This window comes from Streptomyces sp. Isolate_45, assembly GCF_024721315.2.
GTDB lineage: Bacteria > Actinomycetota > Actinomycetes > Streptomycetales > Streptomycetaceae > Streptomyces.
In genome coordinates, this window is sequence record NZ_JANFAK020000048.1 from 13350 (window position 1) to 28006 (window position 14657).

Genomic DNA, 14657 nt, shown 5'->3' on the forward strand with positions numbered 1-14657 from the left:
TGGGGTGCCTAGTTCTTGGTGATCATCGAGCGGAGGAAGAACAGCAGGTTGGCCGGCTTCTCCGCGAGGCGGCGCATGAAGTACCCGTACCAGTCCGTGCCGTACGCCGTGTAGACGCGCATCCGGTGGCCCTCGGCGGCGAGCCGCAGGTGCTCCTCGCCGCGGATGCCGTACAGCATCTGGAACTCGTACTCGTCCAGTTTGCGCCCCGCCTGCCGGGCCAGCTCCTGGGCGATGGCGATCAGGCGCGGGTCGTGGGACCCGATCATCGGGTAGCCCTCGCCCTCCATGAGGATCCTCATGATCCGGACGTAGGCCTTGTCGATCTCGGCCTTGTCGAGGTACGCGACCTCGGCGGGCTCCTTGTAGGCGCCCTTCACGATCCGGACGCGGCTGCCGGCGGCGGCCAGCCGGTGGGCGTCGGCCTCCGTGCGGAACAGGTAGGCCTGGATCACGCAGCCGGTCTGCGGGAAGTCCCGGCGCAGCTCCTCGTGGATGGCGAACATCGAGTCGAGGGTGGTGTGGTCCTCGGCGTCGAGGGTGACGGTGGTGCCGATGGCCGCGGCGGCCTCGACGACCGGGCGGACGTTGGCGAGGGCCAGCTCGTGACCGCCCTCCAGGGCCTGGCCGAACATCGACAGCTTGACCGACATCTCGACCGTCTCACCCAGGCCGAGCTCGGCCAGTCGCTCGATGAGCTGGAGGTAGGCGTCACGGGCGGCGTGGGACTGCTCAACGGCGGTGATGTCCTCACCGACGACGTCGAGCGTGACCTCCAGGCCCTTCCGCGTGAGTTCCTGGACGATCGGGATGACCTGGTCGACCGTCTCACCGGGGATGAACCGGTTCACCACGGGCTTGGTCACCGGGGCGGCAGAGACGATTCGGCGCATCTTGTCGCTGCGCGAAGCGGCGAGGATCGCGGGACCCAGCACGGGGCACCTCCAACGGGTGGCAGAAGCAGACGTACGGTCCGTCGCCGGATGGGCCGGGGCCGTAGGGAAAACGCAAGTAAAACCACCGTGAAACCTAAGGATCCCCACGATCCTCGGCCATCGACAGCTGTCACGCATCCGTGGCCCGGATCTCATACATCTGTCTGAAGAGCCGGTCGTGGGGTGGGAGAATGTCCGGGTGAAGGACGAGTACCAGGACCTGGTGGACGAGATCTCCGCGCTCCTCGGCGCCCCCGCGACGCTGGAGAACCGGGACTTCCGCCTGATCGCCTTCGGCGCGCACGACAGCGACAGCGAGGGCGGCGAGCTCGTCCTGGACCCCGTTCGGACCCGCTCGATCCTGACCCGGCAGTCGACCTCCGCCGTCCGGTCCTGGTTCGAGGGCTTCGGCATCGCCCGCGCGACGGGCCCCGTACGGATCCCCGCGGCGCCGGACGCGGGCGTGTTCCGGGGGCGGATCTGCCTGCCGGTGCGGTACCGGGGCATCGTGCAGGGCTACGTGTGGCTCCTCGACCAGGAGGGCCCGGACGCCGCGGCCGCCGGACCCGGGCCCCAGGCGCTGGCCGCGGCCATGGAGGTGGCCCAGCGGATCGGCGTACTGCTCGCGCAGGAGGCCAAGGCCGGCGCCGACCTGTCGCGGGAGTTCCTTGCGGTGCTCACCGCGGGGCGCGGCTGGCAGCAGGACATGGCGGTGGCCGCGCTGCGGCTCGCCCTCGGGGCGGGCGGGGAGGGCCCGCACGCGGTGGTGTGCGTATCGCCGTGGACCGGGGAGATCCCCCAGTCGGTCCCCGGCGCGGCGGCGGTGTGCGTGGTCCCGGCGGAGGACGCGGGGGCCGGCGGACGGCTCGCGGCGCTGGTCCGGATGCGCGGTACCGACGCCATGGCCCCGGCCCTGACCGCCCTGGGGCGACTGCTGCCGCGCGCGCCGGAGACGACCGGCGCGGTCGCGGGAGCGGCCCCCGGCGGCCCCCGGGGCGGGCCGTCGGCCACCGGGCGGGGCGCCGCTCCGGCGTCCGGTGCCGCGGCGTCCGGTGCCGCGACATCCGGTGCCGCCGTGTCCGCGCGGGCCGGGGGCATGAACGCGGGCGTGTCCGATCCCGTCCGGGCCCTCGCGGAACTGCCGGCGGCCTGGGCGCAGGCCACCGCCGCGGCGCGGGCCGCCGCAGCCCAGCCGCGGTTCGGCCCCGTGGCCCAGTGGTCGCGGATCGGTCCGTACCGGATGCTCGCGGCGCTCCCCACCGGCCCGGTGGACGACCCGGCGGCCAGGACCCTGCTGAGTCCCGCCCACCGCGAACTGGCCCGCACGGCCGAGGTGTTCCTCGACTGCGCAGGTCAGGCGGGCCGCGCGGCGGCGGCCCTCGGGGTGCACCGCCAGACGCTCTACTACCGCCTCGGCAAGGTCGAGCAGCTGACCGGCCTCGACCTCGACGAGGGCGAGGACCGCCTCCTGCTCCACATGGCCCTCAAGGCCTCCCGCCTGCACCACTGACCCGTCCGGCGGCGCCGCGCGCATACAAGGTCGTCACCACCTGGGACGTGACGCCTCCGGCGGCCGGCGACAACCGATGCGGCTGCCGGCGCAGTTGCGCGCCGCGTGCACCCACCGCCCCGACGGAAAACCGGCGTTGCGCCGCTTCGAGCCCCGCCGCCCGGCGGGGTGGCCGCGAACGCCGGTTTGGTCAAGGCGTGTTGAACCCCTGCGCCACTCGACGCATGCCTTCCGTGAACTCCTCCGGGGTGGCGGCGCTCGCGGGGTCGAACAGCCACTGGACCATCAGGCCGTTGAGCAGCGCCTGGTAGACGGCCCCGACCGTACGGACCTCGCGTTCGGTGATGTCCTCCTCCCGGACGCCCGTCATCATCGCGATCAGACCCTTGCGGCCGTCGCCCTGCGAGGCGGCGAGCAGCGCGCGCAGTTCCGGCATCCGGTCCCGGTCCAGGGCCACTTCGAGGCTGGCCGCCCAGATCGGCGCCGTCTCCTCGCGCCGGTCCAGGACCCCCTCGAACAGCGCCCGGAACCGGTCCGGGAAGGCGGCGTCGGCGTCGACGCCGGTCTGGAAGCCCTCGCCCCACTCCTCCATCAGGACGATGAACGCCTGCGCGAGGAGGGCGTCCTTGGAGCCGTAGTGATAGCCGATCGACGCCAGGTTGGTGCCGGACGCGCTGACGATGTCGCGTGCCGTGGTGCGCACGAACCCCTTCTCGGCCAGGCACTTCTTGGCGCCTTCGAGCAGATCTTCACGATGTCCCATGCCGCCACGGTAGCAAGACGCCCGTCCCAGACAGAAGTTCCAGACACGCGTTCCATACAATCGTCATAGACATCCGTTTATGACGGCTGTACATTCCTGCTCATGACGAATCCCGCCGCCACGGCGCGCCTCGCCGGCCGCCGCGAATGGACTGCCTTCGCCGTCCTCCTGCTGCCCCTGCTCCTGGTCGCGATGGACGTGTCCGTCCTCTACTTCGCCGTCCCGGCCATCACCCGGGAGCTGGACCCGAGCGCCTCCCAGCAACTCTGGATCTTCGACAGCTACGCCTTCGCCCTCTCCGGACTGCTGATCACGATGGGCTCGCTGGGCGACCGCATCGGCCGCCGCAAGCTGCTGCTGATCGGCGCGTCCGCCTTCGGCCTGGCCTCCGTCGCCGCCGCGTACGCGACCAGCGCCGAGATGCTCATCGCGGCCCGCGTGCTGCTGGGCGTCGGCGGCGCGACCCTGATGCCGACCACCCTGGCCCTCGTGCGCAACCTCTTCCAGGACGACGCGCAGCGCGGCAAGGCCATCGCGATCTGGTCCGGCGCGATGACCGGCGGCATCGCCCTCGGCTCCGTACTGAGCGGCGTGCTGCTGAACCACTTCCACTGGGGTTCGGTCTTCCTGATCAACGTGCCCGCGATGCTGCTCCTCCTGGTCCTGGTCCCGGTTCTGGTACCGGAGTTCAAGGACCCGGCCCCGGGCCGCTTCGACCTGCTGGGCGTCCCGCTGTCCACGGCCGCCGTCCTGCCGGTCGTGTACGGGCTGAAGGAGATCGCCGCCGAGGGCTTCGGGCCGTTCCGCCTGGGCTGCCTCGCCGTCGGGGCGGTCTTCGGGTACGCGTTCGTCCGCCGCCAACGCTCCCGGACCGACGCGATGATCGACCGGTCCCTGTTCCGGGGTCGCGGCTTCGGGGCGGGCATCGGGCTCAACGCGGTCGCCGCCTTCGCCATGATGGGCTCGGCCTACTTCACCACGCAGTACCTGCAGTCCGTCCTCGGCATGGACACCCTGGAGGCGGCCCTGTGGAGCCTCGCCCCCTCGCTCCTCATCGGCGCCGCCGCCCCGGCGAGCGCCGCCCTGGCCCGCAGGACCTGCCGCGCCCACGTCATCGCCGGCGGCTTCGCCCTCGCCGCGGCCGGGTTCGCCCTGATGGCCCTCACCGGCACCGATTCCCTGTGGCTGCTCCTGATCGCCGCCGGTGTGCTGGCCGCCGGCATCGTCACCGTGATGTCCCTGGTCTCCGACATGGCGCTGGCCGCCGCCCCCGCCGAGAAGGCCGGTTCGGCCGCCTCCCTGCTGGAGACGGGCCAGGAGTTCGGCGGGGCGCTCGGCATGGCCCTGCTGGGCAGCCTGGGCACCGCGGTCTACCGCGGCGACCTGGCCGGTACGGATCCGGCCGTACGGGAGACCCTGGGCGGCGCGGTCGCCACCGCCGGGCAACTCGGGGGCGGCGCGGGCGAGCGGCTGTTGTCCCTGGCCCGCGAGGCGTTCGTGCACGGCATGCAGTACGCGGCCTGGGGCGGGACGGCCCTCCTGCTGGGCGCGGCGGCGCTGACGCCGGTCCTGCTGCGGGGAACCGCCGCGACCTCTCCCACCGACGCCGAACCGGCCGGGACTCCCCCGGTGCCGGCCCGCTGAGCCGCGCGGGACGGGGGTACGCGGAAGGGCCCGGGGTATGCGCCCCGGGCCCTCGCGTCGTTGGTGGTTCCGCTCAGACGAGGTTGACCGTACGGGCCGAAGCGGCGCCGATCTCGTCCGAGATGGTCGCGAGGACGTCCACCGGGACCTCCGCGTCGACGGTGAGCACGACGAGAGCCTCGCCGCCCTCCTCGGCACGGGCGACCTGCATGCCCGCGATGTTCAGACCGGCCTCGCCGAGCAGCTGCCCGACCTTGCCGACCACGCCGGGACGGTCGGTGTAGCGCAGCACGATCATGTGGTCGGCCAGGGCCAGGTCCACGTCGTACTCGCCGACGCCCACGAGCTTCTGCAGGTGCTTCGGGCCCGCCAAGGTGCCGGAAACCGACACCTCCTGACCGTCCGACAGGGTGCCGCGGACGGTCACCACGTTGCGGTGGTCCGGGGACTCCGAGCTGGTGGTGAGGCGGACCTCGACACCGCGCTCCTGCGCGAACAGCGGGGCGTTGACGTAGGAGACCGTCTCGTCGACGACGTCCTCGAAGACGCCCTTGAGCGCGGACAGTTCCAGCACCTTGACGTCGTGCTGGGTGATCTCGCCGCAGACCTCGACGTCGAGGCGGACCGCGACCTCGCCCGCGAGGGCGGTGAAGATGCGGCCGAGCTTCTCGGCGAGCGGCAGACCCGGACGGACGTCCTCGGCGATGACGCCGCCCTGGACGTTGACCGCGTCCGGGACGAGCTCACCGGCGAGCGCGAGGCGCACCGACTTCGCGACCGAGACACCGGCCTTCTCCTGGGCCTCGTCCGTGGACGCGCCCAGGTGCGGGGTGCAGACGACCTGGTCGAGCTCGAAGAGCGGGGAGTCCGTGCAGGGCTCCTTCGCGTACACGTCGAGGCCGGCGCCGGCGACGCGACCCTCCTTGATGGCCGCGTACAGGGCGGCCTCGTCCACGATCCCGCCGCGCGCGGCGTTGACGATGCGGACGGACGGCTTCACCTTGTGCAGGGCCTCGTCCCCGATGAGACCGAGGGTCTCGGGGGTCTTGGGCAGGTGCACGGTGATGAAGTCGGCGACCTCCAGGAGCTCGTCCAGCGCCAGCATCTTGACGCCCATCTGGGCGGCGCGCGCGGGCTGCACGTAGGGGTCGTACGCGACGACCTTCATGCCGAAGGCCGACATGCGCTGGGCGACCAGGACACCGATGCGGCCGAGGCCGACGACGCCGAGGACCTTCTCGCTGAGCTCGACGCCCGTGTACTTGTTCCGCTTCCACTCGCCGTTCTTCAGGGCGGTGTTGGCCTGCGGGATGTGGCGGGCCGTGGCGACGAGCAGGCCGCAGGCGAGCTCGGCGGCGGTCACGATGTTCGAGGTCGGCGCGTTGACGACCATCACGCCGGCCTTGGTGGCGGCGGAGACGTCGACGTTGTCCAGGCCGACACCGGCGCGGGCGACGACCTTCAGCTTCTTGGCGGCCGCGATGGCCTCGGCGTCCACCTTGGTGGCGGAACGGACCAGGATCGCGTCGACGTCGACGATCGCGGGCAGCAGCTCGGCGCGGTCCGCGCCGTTGACGTGCCTGATCTCGAAGTCCGGACCGAGCGCGTCCACCGTGGCGGGCGACAGCTCTTCGGCGATGAGTACGACAGGTTTCGAGCTCACGTGGGTCCTCACAAGTCCATTGCGGACGGCCGTCCCGACGGCCGCAGGCGTGGAGGGGGTAGCCGCGTGGAAGACGCACGACACTGTGGGCCTGACGCGTTGTGTTGAGCAGTGTAGTAGCGGATTCGCAGCGGAATTCCGCCTGTACGGAAGGATCACCCGTCCGAGATTGGCCGGCGTGGACAATCCGTGCCGTACGAGGCCTGTTTTCCGGCCGAGCCGGTGATGTGCGGCGGGGCCGGAACACGTGTTCCGGCCCCGCCGCCCACGAGATCAGCTCTCGTCGTTGTCGACCCAGCTCATCAGCTTGCGCAGCTTCTTGCCGGTGGTCTCCAGCAGGTGGGCCTCGTCGGCCTTCTTGTACTCGTTGTACTTGGGCAGGCCCGCCTTGTACTCGGCCATCCAGGTGTTGGCGAACTCGCCGCTCTGGATCTCCGCGAGGACCTTCTTCATCTCGGCCTTGGTGGCGTCGGTGATGACGCGCGGGCCGGTGATGTAGTCGCCCCACTCGGCGGTCTCGGAGACCGACCAGCGCATCTTCTCCAGGCCGCCCTCGTACATGAGGTCCACGATGAGCTTCAGCTCGTGCAGGCACTCGAAGTACGCGATCTCCGGCTGGTAGCCGGCCTCGGTCAGGGTCTCGAAGCCGGCCTTGACCAGGGCGGAGGCGCCACCGCAGAGGACGGCCTGCTCACCGAACAGGTCGGTCTCGGTCTCCTCGGTGAAGGTGGTCTTGATGACGCCGGCGCGGGTGCCGCCGATGCCGGCCGCGTACGACAGCGCGAGGGCGAAGGCGGAACCGGTGAAGTCCTGCTCGACGGCGGCGATGCAGGGCACGCCGCGGCCTTCCTCGTACTGGCGGCGGACGAGGTGACCCGGACCCTTCGGGGCGACCAGGGCGACGTCGACGTTGGCCGGGGGCTTGATGAAGCCGTAGCGGACGTTGAAGCCGTGGCCGAAGAAGAGCGCGTCGCCCTCTTCGAGGTGCTCCTTGATGGACTCCTCGTAGATCTCGGCCTGGAGCGGGTCCGGGGTGAGGATCATGATGACGTTCGCCCATGCGGCCGCCTCGGCCACCGGGACGACCTTCAGGCCCTGCTCCTCGGCCTTGGCCTTGGACTTCGAGCCCTCCTTGAGGCCGACGACGACGTCGACGCCGGAGTCACGGAGCGACAGCGCGTGGGCGTGGCCCTGGCTGCCGTATCCGATGACAGCGACCTTGCGGCCCTGGATGATGGACAGGTCGGCGTCGTTCTCGTAGAACAGCTCGGCCACTGGGATATCTCCTTGGTGCGCTGATGTTGCACCCACCGTACGGCGGGGAACGGAATCTGAGGTTCTTGGTCTCGCGATGCGAGCGGGAGCGTGTCCGGTCCGTCAGGCGCTGCGGTCGAGCGAGCGCAGGCTGCGGTCCGTGATGGACCGGCCGCCACGCCCTATGGCGATCGTGCCGGACTGGACCAGTTCCTTGATGCCGAAGGGCTCCAGCATCTTGAGCATCGCGCCGAGCTTGTCGGTGCCGCCCGTGGCCTCGATGGTGACGGCGTCCGGGGAGACGTCGACCGTCTTGGCGCGGAACAGCTGGACGATCTCGACGATCTGCGAGCGGGTCTCGTTGTCGGCCCTGACCTTCACCAGAACGAGTTCGCGCTCGATGGCGTTGTGCGACTCCAGCTCGACGATCTTGAGCACGTTGACCAGCTTGTTCAGCTGCTTGGTCACCTGCTCCAGCGGGAGGTCCTCGACGTTCACGACGATGGTGATGCGCGAGATGTCGGGGTGCTCGGTGACGCCGACCGCGAGGGAGTCGATGTTGAACCCGCGTCGGGAGAACAGCGCGGCGATCCGGGCGAGGATGCCGGGCGTGTTCTCGACCAGGACGGAGAGCGTGTGCTTGGACATGTGAGGCGTTCTCTCTCTCAGGCTCTCTCGGCTCAGTCGTCTTCGTTGTCGCCGAAGTCGGGGCGGACGCCCCGGGCTGCCAGGACCTCGTCGTTGGAGGTGCCGGCGGCGACCATCGGCCACACCATGGCGTCCTCGTGGACGATGAAGTCGATGACGACGGGACGGTCGTTGATCGCGTTGGCCTCGGCGATGACCTTGTCCAGGTCGGCCGGGTCCTCGCAGCGCAGCGCGACGCAGCCCATGGCCTCGGACAGCTTGACGAAGTCCGGGACGCGGGTGCCCTTGCGGGGGGCGTTGGACTCGCCGAGCTGGGAACCCACGTCGTGGCCGGTCGCGTCGCCGTGGAGCACGGTGTTGGAGTAGCGCTGGTTGTAGAACAGCGTCTGCCACTGGCGGACCATGCCCAGGGCGCCGTTGTTGATGATGGCGACCTTGATCGGGATGTTGTTCAGCGCGCAGGTGGCCAGTTCCTGATTGGTCATCTGGAAGCAGCCGTCGCCGTCGATCGCCCAGACCGCACGGTCCGGCATGCCGACCTTGGCGCCCATCGCGGCCGGGACCGCGTAGCCCATCGTTCCGGCGCCGCCGGAGTTCAGCCAGGTGCGGGGCTCCTCGTACTTCACGAAGTGCGAGGCCCACATCTGGTGCTGGCCGACGCCCGCCGTGAAGATCGTGCCCTGCGGGGCGAGCGCGCCGATCCGCTCGATGACGTGCTGCGGGGAGAGCGAACCGTCCTCGGGCTGGTCGTAGCCGAGCGGGTAGGTCTCGCGCCAGCGGCTGAGGTCCTTCCACCAGGCGCTGTAGTCACCCGCGTTGCCGTCGGTGTGTTCGGCCTGGACCGCCTGGATCAGGTCGGCGATGACCTCGCGGGCGTCGCCCACGATCGGGACGTCGACCTCGCGGTTCTTGCCGATCTCGGCCGGGTCGATGTCCGCGTGGATCACCTTGGCGAAGGGGGCGAAGCTGTCCAGCTTGCCGGTGACGCGGTCGTCGAAACGGGTGCCGAGCGCGATCAGCAGGTCCGACTTCTGCAGCGCGGTGACGCCGGTGACCGAACCGTGCATGCCGGGCATGCCGACGTGCAGCGGGTGGCTGTCGGGGAAGGAGCCCAGGGCCATCAGGGTGGTCGCGACCGGGACGCCGGTCAGCTCGGCGAGGACCTTCAGCTCGGCCGTGGCGCCGGACTTCATGATGCCGCCGCCGACGTAGAGGACCGGGCGCTTGGCCTGACAGATGAGCTTGGCGGCCTCGCGGATCTGCTTGGCGTGCGGCTTGGTGACCGGCCGGTAGCCGGGCAGGTCCTGCGTGGGCGGCCAGGAGAAGGTGGTCTTCGCCTGGAGGGCGTCCTTGGCGATGTCGACGAGGACCGGGCCCGGGCGGCCGCTGGCGGCGATGTGGAAGGCCTCGGCGATGGTCTTCGCGATGTCCTCGGCCTTGGTGACCAGGAAGTTGTGCTTGGTGATCGGCATCGTGATGCCGACGATGTCCGCCTCCTGGAAGGCGTCGGTGCCGATCGCCTTGGAGGAGACCTGGCCGGTGATGGCGACGAGCGGGACGGAGTCCATGTGCGCGTCGGCGATCGGGGTGACCAGGTTGGTGGCGCCGGGGCCGGAGGTCGCCATGCAGACGCCGACCTTGCCGGTGGCCTGCGCGTAGCCGGTGGCGGCGTGGCCGGCCCCCTGCTCGTGGCGGACGAGGATGTGACGGACCTTCTTGCTGTCCATCATCGGGTCGTACGCGGGGAGGATGCAGCCACCCGGAATCCCGAAGACGGTGTCGCACCCCACCTCTTCGAGAGAGCGGATGAGGGACTGCGCACCCGTGACGTGCTCAACTGCGGTGGGCTGGTGTCCACCCGTACGGGGCCGCGGCTGCGGATGGTGGGCCCCGGTGGCCTGCTCGGTCATCGGCATTCTCTTCTCGAAGCTGAGGGTTTTACGAGGAGCGGGGATCCCCCGGGTCAGAGCCGGGGGCGTGTGCCAGTGCAACAAAAAACCCCTCGTGCCGGGTGGCAAGCGAGGGGAGCGCGTCGGGAGTGTTGAGCGGGGACATGCAGGTCCCAGCTTCAGCCGACGCGCTTTCCAAGTACGAGAATTCGGGTGCGCATGGCATTGACCCTCCCTCCGGCGGGAGGTGGATGTCAAGCGGGTGGGACGGGCGTCTCATTATTTGAGCCTCTACGGATGACCATCGAACCACCGGACGAGCCTCCGGCCAAGGCCGGCTGAGCCGTACCGCCCGGTACTGGGAACGTACCTCGCACGAGCGCGCGCCGCAGCCTGTATTCGTCGAGCGGGCCGGAGAACGCCGTTCCCTGGCCGTGGGTGCACCCCATCGCGCGCAGTGCCATGACCTGCTCGGGCAGGTCCACACCGTCGGCCACGGACTGCATGCCCAGATCGTTTGCGATCCGCAAGAGTCCGGCGGTGATCTTGTGCAGTCTGGCGGACTCGACCACGCCCTCGACCAGCCCCCGGTCCAGCTTCAGCAGGTCCACGGGGAGGCGTCGGAGGGCGCTGATGGCCGCGTAGCCGCTGCCGAAGCCGTCGAGGGCGATGCGTACGCCCAGCCGGTGCAGGGCCGTCAGGCGGCGCTCCAGCTCGTCGAAGGGCACTCTGGGATCGGAGGCCGCCAGTTCGAGGACGAGGGCCCCGGAGGGCAGCCCGTGGCGGGTCAGCAACGCCTCCACGGAGCCGCGCGGCATCGAGCGGTCCAACAGCCGCTGCGCGGTCATCCGTACGGCCACCGGCACGTCGTGCCCGGCGCGGTGGCGCTCGGCGGCCTCCTCCACGGCCTCCTCCAGCAGCCAACGGCCCAGTTCGGCGCTACGGGCGGCGTCCTGCCCGGGGGCGCCGGCCTCGCTGTGTTCGGCCACCCGGAGGAACTCGGCCGGGGTGAAGAGGATGCCCTGCGCGGAACGCCAGCGGGCCTGCGCGGCCACGGCCGTGACCTCCCCGGTGGCCAGCGAGACCACGGGTTGGTGCAGAAGGGTGAATTCCCCGTCGTGGAGCGCGGTGCGCAGCCGACCGGCGAGCTCCGCCTTGCGGACGACCTCGGCCTGCATCTGCGGGGCGTACAGCTCGACCCGGTCCTTGCCGCCGGCCTTGGCCCGGTACATCGCGAGGTCCGCGTTGCGCATCAGGTCCGAAGGGGTGATGCCGGGGTCCGCGAAGGCGACGCCGATACTGGCGGCGACGCGGACCTCGCTCCCGGCGATCCGGTAGGGCTGGGCGAGGGTGGTGCGCAGTCGGTCGGCGATCTCGTGGACCTGGTACTCGCGGGCACCGCGGTCGCGGCTGCCGTCGCCCAGGATGAGGGCGGCGAACTCGTCGCCGCCGAGTCGGGCGGCGGTGTCCCCGGCGCGGACCGAGGCCTGCAGCCGGTGCGCGGCCTCGACCAGCAGTTCGTCGCCGGCCTGGTGGCCGATGGTGTCGTTGACCGCCTTGAAGCCGTCGAGGTCGATGAAGAGTACGGCGGTGCTGTGGTCCCCCGACCGACGGCCGGTGAGGGCCTGGCGGACCCGGCGGGTGAACAGGGCGCGGTTGGGCAGGTCGGTCAGCGGGTCGTGTTCGGCGCTGTGCTGGAGCTGGGCCTGGAGGCGGACCCGTTCGGTGACGTCCCGGCTGTTGAGGATGAGTCCGCCCTGGTGGCGGTTGACGGTCGATTCCACGTTGAGCCACTCGCCGCTGCCCGATCTGAACCGGCATTCGATGCGGGTGGTGGGTTCCTCCGCCGGCTGGGCGGCCAGGAAGCGGCGCACCTCGTGGACCACCTGGCCGAGGTCGTCGGGGTGGATCAGGGTGGCGAGCTCGCTGCCGACCAGTTCCTCCGCCTCGCGGCCGTAGACGCCGGCGGCGGCGGGGCTGACGTAGCGCAGGGTGCCGGTGGGCGCGGCGATCATGATGACGTCGCTGGAGCCCTGGACCAGGGAGCGGAAGTGGTTCTCCTTCTGGGCCAGTTCCTGGGTCAGCGCGATGTTGTCGACGAGCATGATGCCCTGGCGGATGACGAGGGCCAGGACGACGGTGCAGCCGGTGAAGACGACCATGCGGTCGACCTTCCGGCCGTCCACGACGTTGTAGAGGATCCCGAGGGTGCACACCGCCGCGGCGAGGTACGGGGTGAGGGCGGGCAGGGAGCCGGTGATGGGTCGGCTGTGCGGCCGCTCGGCTCGCGGGGGCGCGGCCCGGCCGGCGGGTTCGGCCCGGCGGGCGCCCCAGGGCGCGTAGGCGAGCAGGAGGGAGCCGGCGAACCAGCCGGCGTCGAGGATCTCGCCGGAGCGGTAGGTCGTGTTCAGCAGCGGCGAGGTGAACAACGCGTCGCTGAGGACGGTCAGCGCGAGGGCCGCGATGGCCGTGTTGACCGCGGAACGGTTGTTCGCCGAGCGGCGGAAGTGCAGCACCAGGACCATCGACACGAGGGCGATGTCGAGGAGCGGGTACGCGAGCGAGAGCGCGGCGCGCGGGACGCTGCCGGGGGCCCCCGACTGCGCGGTACGGGCCGCGTTGGCGAGCGCGAGGCTCCAGGACAGGGTCAGGAGCGATCCGCCGATGAGCCAGGAGTCCAGTCCGAGGCAGACCCAGCCGGCCCGGGTGACCGGGCGTTTGGCGAGGACGAGGAGGCCCACGATGGCGGGCGGCGCGAAGCAGAGGAAGGCGAAGTCGGCGAGGGAGGGTTCGGGCACCTCCTGGCCGAGGATGACCTCGTACCAGCCCCAGACCGCGTTGCCGAGGGCACCCATGAGCGAGGAGAAGGCGAACATCAGCCAGGCGGGGCGCTCGCGGCGGTCGATCGTCCGCGCGTAGTGGTAGCAGGAGACCGCCGCCAGTAAGCCGGCCGTGCTGAGCCCGAAGTCGCCCATGATCTTGGCGACTTCCTTGGACCCCCAACCCAGGGCGGCCCCGACGGCGTATCCGCCGCTGACCACCGCGAGGAGGAGCTGCGCCGCCAGGCCCCTGCCGCCGTCGGCCTCGGCGGGGGGCCGGGTCAGGAGCGCCGCCCCCGGGGTGCTCACCGGTCCCCCTCGCCTGCCAGTTTCGGCGCACCCCATCGTCGCCTCCGGCGGCTCTGCCGCGTCGGATCCTTCGTCCATTGGCCGTGCATCGCCCGTCGCCCCCCAAATGGTCCGATCACTCCCCAGCGCCAGACGAACGCGCCGCAGCCCCTTCTTCCGGACGATACACCACTTTCGTCACTCAGCGACATAGCTTCTCTACTCTCCGTCACCATCAGGGGAGTTGTGGCCACTGCCCGCGCGCGGGCGGTCGCGGAGCGTGCGCGCGGGGCGCCTCAGTCGGTGACGAGCACCGTGTTCTCCACCGACTCGCCGGCGGCGAAGCGGGTGAGCTGGCGGGCCACCAGTCTCTTCGCCCGGGGCTCGAACGCCGAGCTGCTGCCGCCGACATGAGGGGTGATCAGGACGTTCGGCGCGTGCCAGAGCGGGTGGCCGGCGGGCAGCGGCTCGGGGTCCGTGACGTCGAGCGCGGCCCGCAGCCGGCCCGATCCGACCTCCTCCAGAAGGGACTTGGTGTCGACGACGGGGCCGCGGGAGACGTTGACGAGCAGGGCGCCGTCCTTCATCCGGCCGAGGAACTCGGCCCCGACCAGGCCCCGGGTGTCCTCGGTCAGCGGCGTGCAGAGGATCACCACGTCGGCGTCCGGGAGGAGCCGGGGCAGGTCGCCGAGGGCGTGCACCGGACCGTGCGGTGCGGTGCGCGCCGAGCGGGCGACGCGGCTGATCCGACCGCATTCGAAGGGGATCAGGCGGTCCTCGACGGCCGCGCCGATCGAACCGTGGCCGACGATCAGGACCGACTTGTCGGCGAGCGACTCGTAGAAGCCGTCGCGCCACTCCTCCCGGTCCTGGCCGCGCACCATGCCGGGGATGCCGCGCAGGGAGGCGAGGGTCAGGGTGAGGGCCAGTTCGGCGGTGCTGGCCTCGTGGACGCCGCGGGCGTTGCACAGCCGTACGCCGGGGCCGAGGTCGGCGAGGCCGCCGAGCACGTGGTCGATGCCCGCGGTGAGGGTCTGGACGACCCTCACCGCGGGCATCGCCGCGAGCGGGCGCAGGGTCACCTCCTGGGACTTCATGTAGGGCGTGACGTAGAAGACGCAGGCGGCGGGGTCCGCGGGGAACTCGTCCTCGCCGTCCCAGTGGCGGTAGCGGAAGGAATCGGGCAGGCCGTCGATCTCCCCGGCGGGGAAGGGGAGCCAGACGTCGGCGGTCGGTGCAGTCAT

Annotated in this window: 10 protein-coding genes; 2 read left to right on the forward strand and 8 right to left on the reverse strand. The window is 71.0% G+C overall.

The window, feature by feature from the left end; all coding sequences use genetic code 11:
* Positions 1 to 8 precede the first annotated feature (8 nt).
* On the reverse strand, positions 9 to 935 hold the full coding sequence (locus tag NOD94_RS17710) for a proline dehydrogenase family protein (protein ID WP_281206928.1): 927 nt from the start codon (positions 933 to 935) through the stop codon (positions 9 to 11).
* Positions 936 to 1113: 178 nt separating this feature from the next.
* Between NOD94_RS17710 and NOD94_RS17715 the strand changes: the two genes are divergently transcribed.
* The gene (locus NOD94_RS17715) at positions 1114 to 2445 is read left to right on the forward strand and encodes a helix-turn-helix domain-containing protein (RefSeq protein ID WP_281206929.1); all 1332 of its coding nucleotides are present in this window, start codon (positions 1114 to 1116) and stop codon (positions 2443 to 2445) included.
* A gap of 190 nt (positions 2446 to 2635) precedes the next feature.
* Here NOD94_RS17715 and NOD94_RS17720 read toward each other — a convergent pair whose 3' ends face one another.
* On the reverse strand, positions 2636 to 3208 hold the full coding sequence (locus NOD94_RS17720) for a TetR/AcrR family transcriptional regulator (RefSeq protein WP_281206931.1): 573 nt from the start codon (positions 3206 to 3208) through the stop codon (positions 2636 to 2638).
* Positions 3209 to 3310: 102 nt separating this feature from the next.
* Between NOD94_RS17720 and NOD94_RS17725 the strand changes: the two genes are divergently transcribed.
* Entirely contained in the window at positions 3311 to 4852 is a 1542-nt protein-coding gene (locus tag NOD94_RS17725; RefSeq protein WP_281206932.1) for an MFS transporter, read from the forward strand.
* A gap of 73 nt (positions 4853 to 4925) precedes the next feature.
* Here the strand turns inward: NOD94_RS17725 and serA are convergent, their stop codons facing one another.
* The 6 genes from serA to NOD94_RS17755 form a co-directional block, all read right to left on the reverse strand.
* The gene (gene serA / locus NOD94_RS17730; RefSeq protein WP_281206933.1) at positions 4926 to 6515 is read right to left on the reverse strand and encodes a phosphoglycerate dehydrogenase; all 1590 of its coding nucleotides are present in this window, start codon (positions 6513 to 6515) and stop codon (positions 4926 to 4928) included.
* Positions 6516 to 6788: 273 nt separating this feature from the next.
* Complete coding sequence (gene ilvC, locus NOD94_RS17735) at positions 6789 to 7790, reverse strand: ketol-acid reductoisomerase (RefSeq protein ID WP_281206934.1); 1002 nt, start codon at positions 7788 to 7790, stop codon at positions 6789 to 6791.
* Positions 7791 to 7892: 102 nt separating this feature from the next.
* Positions 7893 to 8417, reverse strand: coding sequence for an acetolactate synthase small subunit (ilvN, locus tag NOD94_RS17740; protein WP_281206935.1), 525 nt, complete (start codon positions 8415 to 8417; stop codon positions 7893 to 7895).
* 32 nt (positions 8418 to 8449) lie between these two features.
* On the reverse strand, positions 8450 to 10333 hold the full coding sequence (locus tag NOD94_RS17745) for an acetolactate synthase large subunit (protein ID WP_281206936.1): 1884 nt from the start codon (positions 10331 to 10333) through the stop codon (positions 8450 to 8452).
* A gap of 227 nt (positions 10334 to 10560) precedes the next feature.
* Positions 10561 to 13470 (reverse strand): EAL domain-containing protein, encoded by a 2910-nt coding sequence (locus tag NOD94_RS17750; RefSeq protein ID WP_281206957.1) that lies wholly within the window; start codon positions 13468 to 13470, stop codon positions 10561 to 10563.
* A 239-nt stretch (positions 13471 to 13709) separates the two neighbouring features.
* Positions 13710 to 14657 (reverse strand): 2-hydroxyacid dehydrogenase, encoded by a 948-nt coding sequence (locus tag NOD94_RS17755; RefSeq protein ID WP_281206938.1) that lies wholly within the window; start codon positions 14655 to 14657, stop codon positions 13710 to 13712.

Coding starts and splice junctions, on each gene's coding strand:
- NOD94_RS17755 (WP_281206938.1), bottom strand. CDS start 14,657: ATGACTGCACCGACCGCCGACGTCTGGCTCCCCTTCCCCGCCGGGGAG.
- NOD94_RS17725 (WP_281206932.1), top strand. CDS start 3,311: ATGACGAATCCCGCCGCCACGGCGCGCCTCGCCGGCCGCCGCGAATGG.
- ilvN (WP_281206935.1), bottom strand. CDS start 8,417: ATGTCCAAGCACACGCTCTCCGTCCTGGTCGAGAACACGCCCGGCATC.
- NOD94_RS17720 (WP_281206931.1), bottom strand. CDS start 3,208: ATGGGACATCGTGAAGATCTGCTCGAAGGCGCCAAGAAGTGCCTGGCC.
- NOD94_RS17750 (WP_281206957.1), bottom strand. CDS start 13,470: ATGGGGTGCGCCGAAACTGGCAGGCGAGGGGGACCGGTGAGCACCCCG.
- NOD94_RS17745 (WP_281206936.1), bottom strand. CDS start 10,333: ATGCCGATGACCGAGCAGGCCACCGGGGCCCACCATCCGCAGCCGCGG.